Annotated in this window: 16 protein-coding genes; 5 read left to right on the top strand and 11 right to left on the bottom strand. The window is 70.8% G+C overall.

The annotated features are described in order from the left end of the window. The first annotated feature begins 299 nt into the window (after positions 1–299). Positions 300–590: a hypothetical protein gene (locus ACO2Q3_RS04380; protein ID WP_423305315.1), complete on the top strand. Its 291-nt coding sequence runs from the start codon at positions 300–302 to the stop codon at positions 588–590. A gap of 149 nt (positions 591–739) precedes the next feature. Here the strand turns inward: ACO2Q3_RS04380 and lysA are convergent, their stop codons facing one another. The 3 genes from lysA to argH are packed head-to-tail and all read right to left on the bottom strand — an operon-like array spanning position 740 to position 3,689. Continuing rightward, complete coding sequence (gene lysA / locus ACO2Q3_RS04375; RefSeq protein WP_423305314.1) at positions 740–2,011, bottom strand: diaminopimelate decarboxylase; 1,272 nt, start codon at positions 2,009–2,011, stop codon at positions 740–742. Further along, positions 2,008–2,292 (bottom strand): hypothetical protein, encoded by a 285-nt coding sequence (locus ACO2Q3_RS04370; protein WP_423305313.1) that lies wholly within the window; start codon positions 2,290–2,292, stop codon positions 2,008–2,010. Before ACO2Q3_RS04370 ends, lysA begins: the two co-directional genes overlap by 4 nt. After that, the gene (gene argH / locus ACO2Q3_RS04365; RefSeq protein ID WP_423305312.1) at positions 2,289–3,689 is read right to left on the bottom strand and encodes an argininosuccinate lyase; all 1,401 of its coding nucleotides are present in this window, start codon (positions 3,687–3,689) and stop codon (positions 2,289–2,291) included. Before argH ends, ACO2Q3_RS04370 begins: the two co-directional genes overlap by 4 nt. Between argH and ACO2Q3_RS04360 the strand changes: the two genes are divergently transcribed. Continuing rightward, positions 3,690–4,322: a TlpA family protein disulfide reductase gene (locus ACO2Q3_RS04360; RefSeq protein WP_423305311.1), complete on the top strand. Its 633-nt coding sequence runs from the start codon at positions 3,690–3,692 to the stop codon at positions 4,320–4,322. Then, positions 4,319–5,089: a GNAT family N-acetyltransferase gene (locus ACO2Q3_RS04355; RefSeq protein ID WP_423305310.1), complete on the top strand. Its 771-nt coding sequence runs from the start codon at positions 4,319–4,321 to the stop codon at positions 5,087–5,089. The genes ACO2Q3_RS04360 and ACO2Q3_RS04355 overlap by 4 nt, the downstream gene beginning before the upstream one ends. A 23-nt stretch (positions 5,090–5,112) precedes the next feature. Here the strand turns inward: ACO2Q3_RS04355 and gluQRS are convergent, their stop codons facing one another. Both gluQRS and ACO2Q3_RS04345 read right to left on the bottom strand, forming a co-directional pair. Continuing rightward, positions 5,113–5,943, bottom strand: a complete 831-nt coding sequence (gene gluQRS / locus ACO2Q3_RS04350; RefSeq protein ID WP_423305651.1) for a tRNA glutamyl-Q(34) synthetase GluQRS — start codon at positions 5,941–5,943, stop codon at positions 5,113–5,115. A 12-nt stretch (positions 5,944–5,955) separates the two neighbouring features. After that, positions 5,956–6,591 carry a TetR/AcrR family transcriptional regulator gene (locus ACO2Q3_RS04345; protein ID WP_423305309.1) on the bottom strand — a complete coding sequence of 212 codons (636 nt, stop codon included), beginning with the start codon at positions 6,589–6,591 and terminating at the stop codon, positions 5,956–5,958. 538 nt (positions 6,592–7,129) lie between these two features. On the opposite strand from ACO2Q3_RS04345, the gene ACO2Q3_RS04340 reads away from it, so the two are divergent. Further along, a complete protein-coding gene (locus tag ACO2Q3_RS04340; protein WP_423305308.1) occupies positions 7,130–7,729 on the top strand; it encodes a hypothetical protein in 600 nt (199 codons plus the stop codon). Positions 7,730–7,738: 9 nt separating this feature from the next. Here the strand turns inward: ACO2Q3_RS04340 and ACO2Q3_RS04335 are convergent, their stop codons facing one another. Next, complete coding sequence (locus tag ACO2Q3_RS04335; protein WP_423305307.1) at positions 7,739–8,737, bottom strand: hypothetical protein; 999 nt, start codon at positions 8,735–8,737, stop codon at positions 7,739–7,741. 286 nt (positions 8,738–9,023) lie between these two features. Here ACO2Q3_RS04335 and ACO2Q3_RS04330 point away from each other — a divergent pair, with 286 nt between their 5' ends. After that, the gene (locus ACO2Q3_RS04330) at positions 9,024–9,584 is read left to right on the top strand and encodes an HNH endonuclease (protein WP_423305306.1); all 561 of its coding nucleotides are present in this window, start codon (positions 9,024–9,026) and stop codon (positions 9,582–9,584) included. A 15-nt stretch (positions 9,585–9,599) separates the two neighbouring features. Here ACO2Q3_RS04330 and ACO2Q3_RS04325 read toward each other — a convergent pair whose 3' ends face one another. The 5 genes from ACO2Q3_RS04325 to ACO2Q3_RS04305 all read right to left on the bottom strand — a co-directional run bounded on the left by ACO2Q3_RS04325 (position 9,600) and on the right by ACO2Q3_RS04305 (position 14,438). Beyond that, positions 9,600–10,016: a cupin domain-containing protein gene (locus ACO2Q3_RS04325; protein WP_423305305.1), complete on the bottom strand. Its 417-nt coding sequence runs from the start codon at positions 10,014–10,016 to the stop codon at positions 9,600–9,602. Further along, positions 10,013–11,374: a c-type cytochrome gene (locus tag ACO2Q3_RS04320; protein WP_423305304.1), complete on the bottom strand. Its 1,362-nt coding sequence runs from the start codon at positions 11,372–11,374 to the stop codon at positions 10,013–10,015. Before ACO2Q3_RS04320 ends, ACO2Q3_RS04325 begins: the two co-directional genes overlap by 4 nt. After that, positions 11,371–13,140 (bottom strand): GMC family oxidoreductase, encoded by a 1,770-nt coding sequence (locus ACO2Q3_RS04315; RefSeq protein ID WP_423305303.1) that lies wholly within the window; start codon positions 13,138–13,140, stop codon positions 11,371–11,373. The genes ACO2Q3_RS04320 and ACO2Q3_RS04315 overlap by 4 nt, the downstream gene beginning before the upstream one ends. A 2-nt stretch (positions 13,141–13,142) precedes the next feature. Beyond that, the gene (locus ACO2Q3_RS04310) at positions 13,143–13,925 is read right to left on the bottom strand and encodes a gluconate 2-dehydrogenase subunit 3 family protein (protein WP_423305302.1); all 783 of its coding nucleotides are present in this window, start codon (positions 13,923–13,925) and stop codon (positions 13,143–13,145) included. A 99-nt stretch (positions 13,926–14,024) separates the two neighbouring features. Then, the gene (locus ACO2Q3_RS04305; protein WP_423305301.1) at positions 14,025–14,438 is read right to left on the bottom strand and encodes a PRC-barrel domain-containing protein; all 414 of its coding nucleotides are present in this window, start codon (positions 14,436–14,438) and stop codon (positions 14,025–14,027) included. Positions 14,439–14,545 lie beyond the last annotated feature (107 nt).

The raw sequence follows: 14,545 nt of genomic DNA, 5'->3' as shown, positions 1-14,545 counted from the left end.
ATACAAGGGCTTGAGCGCGCACCGCTGAGGCGCCGTCGCGTTTGAGTTGATTTTTGACTCTTCCGGCAAAATTGCGCGGGTTTCGGCGCCTCGGACGAATGTGATCGTTGATAATGTGAGGGGTTGACAAAAGTATAGCCTTAAACTTTGACGTCTCGTTCAAAATAAAACTCTTGAACGCCGCGAGTCGGCAGTTCATCCTTCAATCATCAAGTAAGCGGACGGCGAGCACGCCGCCGCGCGTTTCGGGGAACGCGTCCGGGGAATGGCAAAGCGCCATTTTTCTTGGAGAGCCTGATATGACCCGCATTCTCGCCGCCGCCGCCATCGCCGCCTTTGCCTTCGCCAGCGCCGCCAACGCCGAGGGCGTTGTCGTCAAGACCAGCGGCAAGACCGCCGAAGCCATCCATCACGACATCCGCCTGGCCGCCCGTCGCGTCTGCGACGATGAATACACCGGCGTGTTCGACAACTACTTCATGAAGAACGCCTGCGTGACCGCCACCGTGGCCCGCGCCGAGTCCCAGCTGCAGGCCCAGTCGGCCGTGGCCCAGGGCCACGACGCCGCGGCGACCGTCGCCAGCAAGTAAGCTTCGATTTCAGTAAGCGACGTCGCCACCCGGTGGCGTCGCCGTTGCGTAAGCGTTCTGACCGGCTCTCGACGAGCGTCGGCCACGGGCCTCCCGGAGCCCTTTCCGATTCCGATGGATCGGGAAGGGCTCACGGGCTCCCTGGAAGTCTAGAGCCAGGGCGCCATGGGTTCCCTGGCCAGGATGTCCTCATAGGTCGGCCGGGGGCGGATCACCGCATAGTCCCCGCCGCGGACCAGCACCTCCGGGACCAGCGGCCGGGTGTTGTATTCGCTGGCCATCACCGCCCCATAGGCTCCGGCCGTCATGAAGGCGACCAGGTCGCCGGCCGCCAGCGGCGCCAGGGCGCGGTCGCGGGTGAAGGTGTCGCCCGTCTCGCAGACCGGCCCGACCACGTCATAGTTCATCGGTGAACCATCGCGCGGCCGCACCGGCCGGATGTCGTGATAGGCGTCGTACATAGCTGGCCGGATCAGGTCGTTCATCGCCGCGTCCAGCACCAGGAACTGCCGCCCGTCGGGGCGCGCGTTGACGTGCAGCACCTGCGCCAGCAGCACGCCGGCGTTGGCGGCGATCATCCGCCCCGGCTCGAAGGCGAGCTGGACGCCGAGACCACCGACGCTGCGCGACAGCATCGCCGCATAGTCTTCGGGCGACGGCGGCGCCGGCTGGTGGAAGTACGGGACGCCCAGGCCGCCGCCCAGATCCAGCCGCTCGACGGAGAGGCCCTCGCCGCGCAGGCGTTCCACCAGCCGCCGCATCAGGCCGAAGGCCGCTTCCATGGGCGCCAGGTCGGTGATCTGGCTGCCGATGTGGCAGGCCACGCCGACGGGCTTGAGCCCGGCATTGTTGGACGCCTGGGCGTACAGCCGCTCGGCCTCGCCGATCGAGACGCCGAACTTGTTCTCGGCCTTGCCGGTGGCGATCTTGGCGTGGCCCCCGGCGCCGACGTCCGGGTTGACCCGGATCGCCATCACGGCGCGCACGCCCTTCTGCCGGGCGATCTGCGACAGCAGCGCGATCTCCGGCTCGGACTCGACGTTGATCTCGGCCACGCCCACATCCAGGGCGAAGGCCAGCTCCCGCGCGCTCTTGCCGACGCCGGAGAAGACGATGCGGTCGGCGGGGATGCCCGCGGCCAGCGCCCGGCGGATCTCGCCCTCGGAAACGGTGTCGGCCCCTGCGCCCATCCGGCCCAGGGTGCGCAGCACCGAAACGTTGGAGTTGGCCTTCACGGCGAAGGCGATCAGCGGCTCGCCCAGGTCCGGGCGCGAGGCGATGGCGTCGTGCAGCACCTGATAGTGCCGCTCCAGCGTGGCGCTGGAATAGACGTAGACCGGGGTGCCGATCTCGGCGGCGATGCGCGCCAGCGGCACGCCCTCGCACCACAGCTCGCCGTCGTTCAGTTCGAAGTGGTTCATTGCGGCCGCTGCGGCGCGCTCGGCCCGTCGGACGGGGCGCTGTCGGGCGAGGGCAGGGGCTCCGGGTGGCCGCGCTGGGACTGGTCGTGGGCGTCCTTGCGCGCCTCGGCGTCCGCGGCGGCCTTCTGCTGCGCCGCCCAGTCGGCCTTGGCCTTGGCGCCCCACATCGGACCCGGCCGGTCGAGCTCACCGACCTTGCCGCAGGCCGCCAGGGTCAGGCCGGCCGCCGCCAGGGCGATCAGGGTGAGGGCGAGGCGCTGCGCGGCGAAACGGGGCGTCATCGAAGGATCTCCTGCCAGCGGGCGACCTGGGCGCGCACCTGGTCCGGCGCCGTGCCGCCGTAGCTGGTGCGGCTGGCGGCCGAGGCGGCGGGGGTCAGCACCCCATAGACATCCTCGGTGATGCGCCCGTCCAGCGCCTTCAGCTCTGCGATCGGCAGATCCGCCAGGTCCAGGCCCAGGGCCTCCGCCCGCTTCACCGCCGCGCCGGTCAGGTGATGCGCCTCGCGGAACGGGATGTTCAGGGTGCGCACCAGCCAGTCCGCCAGGTCGGTGGCGGTGGCGAAGCCGGCGCCGGCCGCGGCGGCCATGGCGGGCTTGTTCGGCTGCAGATCCTCGATCATGCCGGTCATCGCCAGCAGCGCCAGCTCCAGGGCGTCGAACGCCTCGAAGGTGGGGACCTTGTCCTCCTGCATGTCCTTGCCGTAGGCCAGCGGCAGGCCCTTCATCACCAGGGTCAGGCTGGTCAGCCCGCCCATGATCCGGCCGATCTTGGCGCGGATCAGCTCGGCGGCGTCGGGGTTCTTCTTCTGCGGCATGATCGACGAGCCGGTGGTGAAGGCGTCCGACAGCCGGATGAAGTTGAACTGCGGGGTGGTCCAGAGCACGATCTCTTCGGCCAGCCTCGACAGGTGGATGGCGCACAGATTGGCCGCCGACAGCGCCTCTAGCGCGAAGTCGCGATCGGAGACCCCGTCCAGCGAGTTGGCCATCGGCCCGTCGAAGCCGAGCGCCTGGGCGCTCATGTGCCGGTCGATCGGGAACGAGGTCCCGGCCAGGGCGGCCGAGCCCAGCGGACTCTCGTTCATGCGCGCCCGGGCGTCGGCGAAGCGGCCGGCGTCACGGCCGAACATCTCGACATAGGCCATCAGGTGGTGGCCGAAGGTCACCGGCTGGGCCGCCTGCAGGTGGGTGAAGCCCGGCATCAGGGTGTCGGCATTGTCCGCCGCCTTGGCGACCAGCGCCCGCTGCAGGGCGATCAGCTGCTCGACGGTGCGATCGCAGGCGCTGCGCACCCACAGGCGGAAGTCCAGCGCCACCTGGTCATTGCGCGAGCGGGCGGTGTGCAGCCGGCCCGACGCCGCGCCGATGATCTCGCCGAGGCGCGCCTCGACGTTCATGTGGATGTCCTCGAACTCGTCGCGGAACGGGAAGCTGCCCGCGGCGATCTCGTGCTCGATCTTGTCCAGGCCCCCGGCGATCGCCGCCGCGTCCGCGGCGGACAGGATGCCGGCCTTGGCCAGCATCGCCGCGTGGGCGCGCGAGCCGGCGATGTCCTCGCCGGCCAGGCGCTTGTCGAAGCCGATCGACACGTTGATCGCCTGCATCAGCGCGTCGGGCTTGGCGGAAAAGCGCCCGCCCCATAGAGAATGGCCGCTGGTCTTGGAGTCCCCTGTCATATGCAAGACGTCCCTGGCGCCGCGGGCGCGGCGTATTCCCGTGATTGGCAAAGGCGCGCCGCTGCCTGGCTCGGCGTCGCGGCGCTTCTATACGGCATCGCCGGGTGTTCCAAGCCGCCGGCGCCGGCCGGCGACAGCGCCGGCCAGGCGGCGGGAACGGCGCTCGGCAAGGGTCAGATGGCCAAGCTGCTGGCCACGTCCCACCCGGCGCCCGCGCCGGACACGCCCTTTGTCGACGCCGACGGCAAGTCGCACACCCTGGCCGAGTTCAAGGGCAAGGTGACGGTGGTGAACATCTGGGCCAAGTGGTGCGCCCCCTGCGTCACCGAGATCCCCAGCCTCGCCAAGCTGCAGGCGGCCTACGCCGGCCAGCCGGTGGCGGTGGTGACGATCGACGTCGACAAGGGCGAGGACATCGACCCGGCCAAGCGCTTCATCGCCAAGAATGCGCCCCTGGCCTACTATTCGGAGCCGACGTTCAAGCTGCCCTACGCCATGAAGCCGATCGTCACCGACATGCCCACCACCATCATCTACGACAAGGCCGGGGTCGAGCGCGGCCGGCTGGCCGGCGGCGCCGACTGGTCCGGGGCGGACGCCCGCGCGGTGATCGACGGCCTGCTCAAGGGGTGAGCGCGGCGGACGGCAGGGCGGCGCCGGCATCAACGCCGGGGTCCGCGGCAGAGCTGGAGCCGGTCACCGGCCGGGCCTGGCGTCCCGCGCAGGAAGCCGCGCTCGGCGGCTGGCGGCTGACCGCCACTGACGGCTTCTCGGGCCGGGTGAACGCCTGCTGGCCCTTGGGTGAGCCGGACCGGCCGCTGGACCAGGCGATCGCCGCGGTGGAGGCCTGGTACCGCGACCAGGGCCGCCCGGTGTTCAAGCTGGCGGGGGACGCCACGCGCCCGCGCGACCTGGCCGACCGGCTCGCCGCACGCGGCTACCGCGCCTACACCGACACCGTGGTGATGACCGGACCGGTGCTGGGCGAAGCCGATCCGCTGGTGCGCATCGTCGCCGACCTGGACCCGGCGTTCGCGGCGGTGTTCGCCGCGGCCGGCAACGGCGATCCCGCCGACGCGCGGGAGCGCCTGCAGACCCTGGAGCGTATGCCGCATCCGCGGGGCCTCGCCCGGCTCGATCGCGACGGCGCCCCGGTCGCCATCGGCGCGGTCGCCGTCGAGGGGCCCTGGGCGGGAATCTTCGCCATGCGCACCGATCCGGCGCACCGCCGTCTCGGCCTCGCCTGGCGGGTGTTCCAGGCCTTGCTGGCGCATGCGGCGGCGCAGGGCGCCCGCCACGGCTACCTGCAGGTGGAGGCCGGCAACGATCCGGCGCTCGCCCTCTATGCCCGCGCCGGGTTCGCCGAGGCCTACCGCTATTGCTACTGGACGCCGGCCTGATCGAGGCTTGATCCGGGGCCCTGTCAGACGCCGAGTTCGGCGCGCAGCGCCTCGGGCGTGACGCCGCGCCAGCGCAGGTCGCGCAAGGTCTCGGCCTGGTCGCGCTTGGCGTAGCGCCTGCCGTGAGGACCCCGCAGCAGCGGGTGGTGGCGGTAGACCGGCGTCGGCAGGTCCAGCAGCGCCTGCAGCAGCCGCTGGATGTGGGTCGCCTCGGCCAGATCCTCCCCCCGGATCACGTGGGTCACCTGCTGCAGGGCGTCGTCCACCACGACCGCCAGGTGGTAGGCCACGCCCACGTCCTTGCGCGCCAGCACCACGTCGCCGGCCGTCTCGGGCCGGGCCTGGATGCGGCCACGGCCGTCCTCGACGAAGTCCAGCCCCTCGAACCCGCCCAGCGCCACGCGCGCCGCCGCCAACGATAGCCGCCAGGCATAGGGCCGGCCCTCGGCCAACAGCTGCGCTTCCTCCGCGGCGGACAGCGGCGCGCCGACATAGGCCTCCGCCGGGTCGTGCGGGGCGCGGCCGATGTCGTCGAGGATCTCCTTGCGGGTCTTGAAGCAGCGGTAGGTCAGGCCACGCGCGCGCAGCCGATCCAGGGCGTCGTGGTAGTCGGCCAGATGCTCGGACTGGCGGCGCACCGGCGTCTCCCAGGTCAGCTCCAGCCAGGCCAGGTCCTCCAGGATCGCCGCCTCGAACTGCGGCCGGCAGCGGGTCGCGTCGATGTCCTCGATGCGCAGCAGGAACCGTCCCCCGGCCGCGCGGGCGGCTTCGTGCGCGGTCAACGCCGAGAAGGCGTGCCCGCGGTGCAGCAGGCCCGTGGGGGAGGGGGCGAAGCGGGTGGTGAACTGGCTCAGCGGGCCCGCCGCTCAGTGGTCGGACGTGTGTCGCCCGGGCCGGATGAAGACGCCGATGTGGTCGAGGATCGCGCGGATGAACGCTTCCTCGCCGCCCAGGCTTTCCTTCAGGCCGTCGAATTCGCGGAAGGTGGACATCTCCGCCAGGCCGTGCGCCGCGCACCAGGCGGCGATGGTGGCCAGCTGCAGCTCCGCCGGGTTGGGATCGCCGCCGGCGGCGATGATGGCGCATTCCACCTGGGTCCAGCCGCTCTCGGCGTCCTTGGCGTGCTCCGGCATTTCCGTGCGGTCGCGCATGCCGTCGTACATCACGCGGTACAGCGCCGGGTTCTGGCGGGCGAAGATCACGTAGGCCACGCCGATGTTGGTCAGGGCCGAGCGCTCGCTGTCGGCCTCGGCGCGGGCGCGGGCCACCTCGGCCCCCAGCTGCATCCAGCCTTCGTGGGCCACGGCCTCCAGGAGTTCGTTCTTGTCCTTGAAGTGGTGGTAGGGGGCGGCGGGGCTGACCCCGGCCTCACGCGCCACCGCCCGGAGGGAAAGCGCCGCCGGGCCTTCGGTTTCGAGGATCCGACGCGCCGCCATGACCAGCGCCCGTGACAGGTCGCCATGGTGGTAGGGCTTTGCGGCCAGGCTTGCAGTTTCTCTCATTACCGGCACCGTAATTCTGAATCTGATCGCTGTAAAGATTTATGTTGACACCGTTCAGATCGATGCTATCTAAGCACCGTCCAGATCGGACAACCCCTGCTCCCCCAGGGGTTTCAAGGGAGGCCTTCCGCTCCCCCGGAAGGCCAGATCGAAACAAGGAATATGGTTATGTCTCTCGCAAATTTCTCCGCGTTTGAACGTCTCTTCGACCGCACCGCGGCCGTGCTGCTGGTCTTCATCGGCCTGGCGGTCGGTGGCGCCACCGCCATCGTCGGCGTCTAAGCCGCGCCCACGATGACCGACCGGGTGTCGAAGGTTTGAGGGGAGTCGATCGGCTCCCCTCAAACGCATCCGACACAGTTACGATCCGCTAGCAAGACCTTGTAACGCCCGCAACCGCGCCGGGCTTTCACGATAGCGCCGCCGCCGAGATCCGCCCCGTGCAGGGCAGAATGCCCGCGGCCTTCGCAACGCTTCCCCTTTTCCATCGCCTCGCTTCGTCCGACAGTGACGGTCCGCCTCCGTCTGAGGTTCCGTGATGAGTCCGGGCAAGACCGCCGCACTTCCGTTCCTCGCCGTGCTCGTGATGGGCGCGGCGCCGGTGGCCGACGCGCCGCCGCTGTCGCCGCAGGGCGAGGCGGCCGACCGCGGTGGGCCCAGCCCCTCGCCCGACTGCATCGCCCGCCTGGTCGGCCAGGTGCAGCGCGCGGGCGGCCATGTGGAGCGGGCGCAGACCAGCGACAGCCCCCGCTGGGGCCGGGTCTGGCGCGCGGACGTGGCGCTGCCGGACGCGCCGGCCGGCAAGGTCAATCGCGCGGTCTGCTGGGCGGGCGGGCTGCAGTTCGCCCGCGGCCAGGACCTGCCGCCCCTGCCGACGGCCGGCGGCGCGGCGCATCGCGCGGCGGCGGCCCCCTGCGACTACACCGAGATCGAGAACCCGTGCCGGCAGGAACCGGTGCGCATCGTCTGGCTGTGCGTCCGCCCGCAGCTGTACATCTACGCCGACGGCCACGCCGAACCGGCCGGCTCGGGCGACGGCGGCCTGAACGTCGGCTTCATCAACCGCGGGGCGCCGGAGAGCGACGCCGCCTGGGCGGCGCGCTGCCGCGGCAAGGGCGGGGTCTACGACGGCGACTGAGCCGCCCGCTCAGACCTGGTCGAGCAGCGGCCGGAGCACCGGATGGATGTCCGGCGACTCCGCCTTCAGGAACGCCACCAGCGCCCGCTCGGCCTCGTCCAGAACGCCGTCCCGGCCGATCCGGTACATCAGCCAGTTGGCTTCCTCGTCGGTGACGCTCTCGGCCGCCGACTGCGCCCGCTCGACCTCGGCGTTGTGTGCGCGCCAGCTGTCCAGGCCATCGCCCCACAGGCTGCCGGCGTCCGCCGGACGGGGGACGAACATGCGGTTGAAGAAGCCGCCGATGCCGCAATAGCCATAGGGGTCGGTGTGCGCCAGCCACGCCTCGCGCCGCGCCTCGTCGTCGCGCGCCACCGGGGTGAAACCCGACACCGTCATCACCGAGGCGGCCAGCGCCTTGGCGAACAGGCCCGTCCAGGCGGCGTCGTTGTCGGCGCCGCGGCAGGCGTCGTTGATGTCGAACAGCAGCTCCGCCTCGGCCCGCGTGATCGCCACGTTGCCGTCGCCCCCGGCCGCGTACAGCAGGCGCTGCAGCAGCGCCGCCTCGGCCGCGCACACCCGTCCCTTCTCCAGCTTGCCCTGCAGCAGCGGGCCGTCGCCATCCAGCACGGCGGCCTTGACCTGGGCCATGGCGAACTGGGCCAGTCGCGGCGGGGCCGAGGTCGCCGCCTCCAGGATGTGCACCACCGCCTCCAGGGCGCTGTCGCTGTTCAGCCGGCCATTGCCGGCCAGACGGCTCATCAGCCAGTCCGCCTTGGCCTCGTCGATGTAGTCGACCGGCGCCTGCTGACGCACCACGAAGTCGGTCAGCGCCTCGATGAACAGGTCGTTCCATTCGCGGCAGCGGGTGGCGAGCGCGCGGTCGAGGTCGACCAGCGCCTCCGCCTCGTCCGGCCCCACCGTCATGTCCGGATAGATCGCCTGGCGCAGGCCGACCACGTCCGCGGGCGTGATCGTCCCGGCGGCGGTCAGGCGCTGGACCTGGGCGGAGAGGGCGGGGGCCGTCATGGGAAACCTCAACCGAACCGTGTCTTTCTCGCCACCCCCGTAAGGCAAAGCCGTTACGGCGTCGATAACCCGGGTGATTTGCGCGCTCCGCGTCATGGAGATGTCGTGCAAAACCTCCTATCTTCAGCCTGCGTCTGGATCCCCGCCGATTCTGGCCGGGGACCTTCGGGCGCAAGGCTCTGAAGGAGGCTGGTCTTCAGTTTCGACGCTCAGACACCCCCCGCTAGCCCGCTGACCCTCACCGCAGGGGCCCTCACCGCAGGGGCCCAGAGCGACGGAGGCGACCATGCAGGTGCTTAATCGTCCGCCGTCCGGCTGGCCCGCCCTGGTGCTGAACGCCGACTTCCGGCCGCTGTCCTACTACCCGCTGTCGCTGTGGCCCTGGCAGGAGACGATCAAGGCCGTCTTCCTCGACCGGGTGGACGTGGTCTCGACCTACGACAAGCGCATCCATTCCCCCAGCTTCGAGATGGCCCTGCCCAGCGTGGTCTCGCTCAAGCACTACGTCGCCCAGGACCGGCCGCCGGCGTTCACCCGGTTCAACCTGTTCCTGCGCGACGCCTTCACCTGCCAGTACTGCGGGTCGATGGAGGAGCTCACCTTCGACCACGTGACCCCGCGCTCGCGCGGCGGGCGCACCACGTGGGAGAACATCGTCACGGCCTGCGCACGCTGCAACCTGACCAAGGGCGGCCGCACGCCGCGCGAGGCGGCCATGCACCCGCACCGCGCCCCCCGCCGGCCCAGCATGTACGAGCTGCAGGAACACGGCCGCCGCTTCCCGCCCAACCACCTGCACGAAAGCTGGCTGGACTACCTCTACTGGGACATCGAGCTGGAGGCCTGAGGCCCGCCGTCACGCTCAGGGCGCCGGGGAGGCGATCGGCCGGGTCTGGTCGACCACGTAGGTGGAGACCAGCACCAGCGGTGCGCGGCCCAGGTTGCGCACGCTGTGCACGGTGTCCGGCGGCACGGCGAAGCTGGAGCCGGCGGCCAGCGGCTGGGGCGCGCGGCCGGTGATGGCGACCTCGCCGCGGCCGGAGACCACATAGGCCATCTCGGCGCCCGGATGGGTGTGCGGCTTCACCATCCCGCCGGGGTCGATCACCGTGCGCACGGTCACCGAGTGCAGCGGCGCGGCGGGGAACGCCAGGGTCTGCAGCGTGGTCTTGTGCACCGGGTCGGCCGGGGCGGCGGCCAGCGCGACGCTCGCCGCCATCGTCGCCGCGATCACCCCGGCCGCGGCGGCGGCCCAAGGTCCCTGTCGGGCCGTCATCATCGTCCGCCTCCATCCCGGTTCTGGTCGCCGGAGTTCTCGGTCAGCTGCGGCTTGTCCAGCCCCAGGGCGCGGCGCAGCTTGCCGACCTTCCCGGCCGGCACGGGCGCGGCGCCATTGCCCCAGCTCTGGCGCACATAGGTGGCGACGTCGGCGATCTCGCGGTCCGACAGCTTCCAGGCGAACGCCGGCATGGTCAGCGGCGAGGGGTAGGTCGGCGTGGGCGCCGTGCGGCTGCCGGCCAGGATCAGGTGCGTCAGGCCGGTGGCGTCGCCCTGCTGGACGACGGCGTTGCGGCCCAGGGGCGGGATGTATCCGGGCTGGCCGACGCCGTTCTCCAGGTGGCAGCTGGCGCAGGCGTCGGAATAGATCTGCGCGCCACGCTTCAGGGCGGCGGGGTCGGCCTGGCCGGCGGCGCCTTCGGGGGCTGCGGGCCGGCTCTTCAGATAGACGGCGATGGCGCGCAGGTCGGCGTCGTCCATCAGCGAGGTCGACCAGCTGACCACGTCGGCCATGGCGCCGCCGGCGTTGGCATGGGCGTTGCGCCCGGTCTTCAGGAAGTGGGCCACGTCGTCGACGCTCCAGGCGCCCAGGCCGGTCCGCGGATTGGCGGTGAGGTCCGGGGCGGTCCAGTTGTCGAGCACCCCGCCGCGGAAGTCCTGGCCCCCCTTGTCGGCGCCCAACAGGTTCTTGGGCGTATGGCAGCCGCCGCAGTGGCCGGGCCCGTTCACCAGATAGGCGCCCCGGTTCCACTCGGCCGACTGTCCGGGGTCGGGCTGGAAGTCGTGGCTCTTGAGGAACAGCAGGTTCCAGCCCTTGACCATGAACCGCAGGTTCAGCGGGAAGGGCAGGCGGTTGCCGGGCGGGGAATAGCGCACCGGCGGCGTGCTCTTCAGATAGGCCAGCACCGCGTCGTCGTCCGCGCGGCTCATGCGTCGGAACCACGGATAGGGGAAGGCCGGATACAGGTTCTCGCCGCGCGCGCCGTGGCCGTCGTGCATGGCGGCGTAGAACTGGTCCGGGGTCCAGCGCCCGATGCCGGTCTCGGCGTCCGGGGTGATGTTGGAGGAGAAGATCACCCCGAACGGGGTCTTAAGGCCCAGCCCCCCGGCCAGCGGCGCCCCGCCCGGCCGCATGTGGCACGACACGCAGTCGCCCGCGCGCACCAGGTACTGGCCCTGCCTTAGCTGCGCGGCGTTGGGGGCCGAGTCCGGGATCGGCTGGGTCAGCATCTCCGCCGGCGTCGGCCCGCCGAGCGGGTGGTGCGGCAGGGCCATCTGCGCGCCGGCGAAGCCGCCCAGCGCCGCCAGGGTCAGCCCCAGCGCGCCGGCGGCGAGCGCCACCCGGCGCCGGCCGCTCATGCCGCCACCAGGGCGCCAGGCGCCTTGAGGTACTGGGCGATGATCGCCTGGGCCGCATGATAGGTCAGCGCCGCCACCGTGCCGGTGGGGTTGTAGCCGGCGTTCTGCGGGAACGCCCCGGCGCCCATGGAGAACACGTTCGGCACGTCCCAGACCTGCAGGTACTTGTTGACCACGCTGTCCCTGGGGTTGTCGCCCATGATCGCCCCGCCGGTATTGTGCGTGGTCTGGTACGGAACCACGCTCCACGAGCCGGTGCGACGGTTGTCCTTGTACTCGCGCGGACCCATCGCCTTGGCGATTTCCACAGCCCGATCCGTCAGATAGTTCGACATCTTCAGCTCGTTGTCGGTGAAGTCGAACGTCATGCGCAGCATCGGCCGGCCGTGGATGTCGCGATAGGTTGGGTCCAGATCCAGGTAGTTGCCGCGGTGGCTCATGCACGAGCCGTGGATCGACAGGCTGAACGAGCGCAGGTAGTCGCGGGCGGCGGCCTGCTTCCAGGCGAGGCCCCACGCGGGCGTCCCCTTAGGCGTGTAGATCATCTCGATCGGCCGCCCGCCGGTGACCATGCCGGCGATATAGGCCCCGCCGATGAAGCCCAGGCCGCCGTGGTCGAAGTTGTCGCCGTTGAAGTCGTCGACGACGGTGGCGTGCGCCCCGGCGCCGATGAACGGGTTCAGGATCTTGTCGTCGAAGAACACGTTGACCGACGACATGGTCTGGTAGGCGTAGTTCTTGCCGACGACGCCCTCGCCGGTGGCGGGGTCGTACGGCTGGCCGATCCCCGACAGCAGCAGCAGCCGCACGTTCTGCAGGATGTAGGCCCCCAGGAACACCATCTCGGCCGGCTGGAAGAAGGTCTCGCCGGCGGAATTGACGTAGGTGACCCCCGTGGCGCGCTTGCGGTCGGCGGTCAGCTCGACCTTCAGCACCTCGCACTCGGTGCGCAGCTCGAAGTTCGACTTGCGCATCAGGTAGGGCAGCACCGTGGTCTGCGGGCTGGCCTTGGAATAGTTGCCGCAGCCGAACTTCTCGCAGAAGCCGCAATAGGTGCACTTGCCCAGCTGGCAGCCCAGCGGGTTGGTGTAGGCCTGCGACAGGTTGCCGGTGGGATGCGGGAAGGGATGGCGTCCCAGCGACGCGGCCGCCTGGCCGAACAGGGTCGGGCCATAGCCCTGCGCCATCGGCGGGGTGGGATATTCGGCCGAGCGCGCGCCCTCGAACGGGTTGCCGCCCGCCTGGACCTGGCCCTTCAGGTTGCCGGCCTTGCCGCTGGTCCCGCACAGCTTGTCGAAGGCGTCGTAGTGCGGCTCCAGCTCGTCATAGGTGACGCCCCAGTCCTGCACCGTCAGGTCGTAGTCGGTGACCGACTTGGCGCCGTAGCGCTGCTGGTTGTGGGTCCTGGCCTGGAAGTCGGAGGGCAGGAAGCGCCAGATCTGGCCGTTCCAGTGCACGCCGCCGGAGCCGACCCCGGTGCCCAGCAGGAACGAGCCCAGCCGGCGCATCGGCAGCGCTTCCTGGCCGACATTGTTGCGGATCGTCAGGGTGTCGTCCGACAGGTTCTGGAACAGGTGGTGGCGCCACATGTAGCGCAGCTCGTCCTGGGCGAAGCCGGTGGCGAAGTCGGTGGCCGTGTCGCGCCAGGGGCCGCGCTCCAGCGCCAGCACCGACAGGCCGGCGTCGGCCAGCTGCTGGCTCATGATCGCGCCGGTCCAGCCGAAGCCGACCATCACCGCGTCCACGGGCTTGAGGGTGGTGACCATGCTCAGGACTCCCGCCAGCCGGGACGGCCCTTGAAGCCGACGGGCGGGTAGGGGACCCGCTCGCCGTGCCGGGAGATCCAGTTGGAGTAGTCGTAGTGGGCCCCCGGGAAGCCGATCATCTTCCAGCCGCCCATGTCCTTGTTGCCGCCGTAGATCGGGTCAGAGAAATAGCCCTCCTTGGTGTTCTGCAGCAGCATGGCGAAGAAGGCCTTGGCCGGCACGCCGCCGTCGAGCTGGATGGTCCCGGCCTCCAGCCCCTTGAGCACCTTGTCCTGGTCGGGATCGGCGAGCCTGGCGAACACGGCGCCGCTGAACTGGCCGCCGACGTAGCGGTCCACCGCGGCGATCGCGGCGCGATACAGCTGCGCGGGGGCGAAGCGCAGCTGATAGCCCTGTTCCGGGGTCCCGGCCTTCCACGGCCCGCCGAGAAAGAAATGGTCGCCGCGACCGAAGGGGCCGGCCAGCTGGCGGTCCAGGAAGAACGGCACGTTGGCCTCGGTCCCGCTTGGACCTTCCGGGCTCTTCGGGATCAGCCGGTCGACCGCCGCCTCGATGAAGGCGCGCTCAGGCCCGGTGAAGAACCGGAAGTCGGTTCCCTCGGCGCCTGGGGGGACGTCGGCGGCGCCTTCCTGCCAGGGGACCTCGCCGGCGATGGTCTGCGGCGGGGCGCCGAGCTCGCCGTCGTGGATCGCCGCGCCATGCGCCTCGACCACCGCGCCGGCCGCGGCCCCGGCCAGTGCGCCGCCGACCAGAAACCGCCGGCGGTCGACCCTCTCGCTGGACAACTTCGCCCTCCTCTCGCCACCTGGACGAGAGGCTAACGCGCGAGACGGGCAAAACGATTGTCCGAAGCCCCGCAGACGCGCGGCCCGACCCGTGCACGGTCAGAAGGGCGCGGCGCCGTAGGGTCCGTAGTAGGCGAACAGCCGGTCACGATAGCTGGAGTCGCCGGCCCCGAAGGCGGCCAGTTCGTCGTGGGTGTAGTGGGGGGCGGCGTTCAGCGCGGCCTTGTCCAGCGGCGTGACATAGCCATCCAGGGCGGTGTCGTAGTCGAGCACGCCCCACGGCGTCGGATGCAGGCGCTCGCCGATGCCCAGGAAGCCGCCGAAGGCCACCATCACATAGCGGACCTGGCCGGTCTTCTTGTCGATCGAGAGGTCGTCGATCCGGCCGATGCGCTGGCCCGTCTTGTCGAACACCGGCGCGTCGATCACCCGGCTGGAGGTGACCAGGCCGTGATCGGCGTGGCTCGGCAGGTCGTCCGTGGTCATCGGGCGGGCGTCGCCATTGTCGTCCATCGGGATTCTCCTCTCGGGGGCCATGCTCCTCGCCTACAGCGCGCCGGGGCGCAAGGCGTTGCAGGACAGGCGATTGCCGCGGGATTCGTCCCGCCGGCGCCGCGCCG

Origin of the sequence: Caulobacter sp. KR2-114 (assembly GCF_049446115.1) — a bacterium.
GTDB lineage: Bacteria > Pseudomonadota > Alphaproteobacteria > Caulobacterales > Caulobacteraceae > Acaudatibacter.
This window is presented reverse-complemented; position numbering and strand designations above follow the sequence as displayed.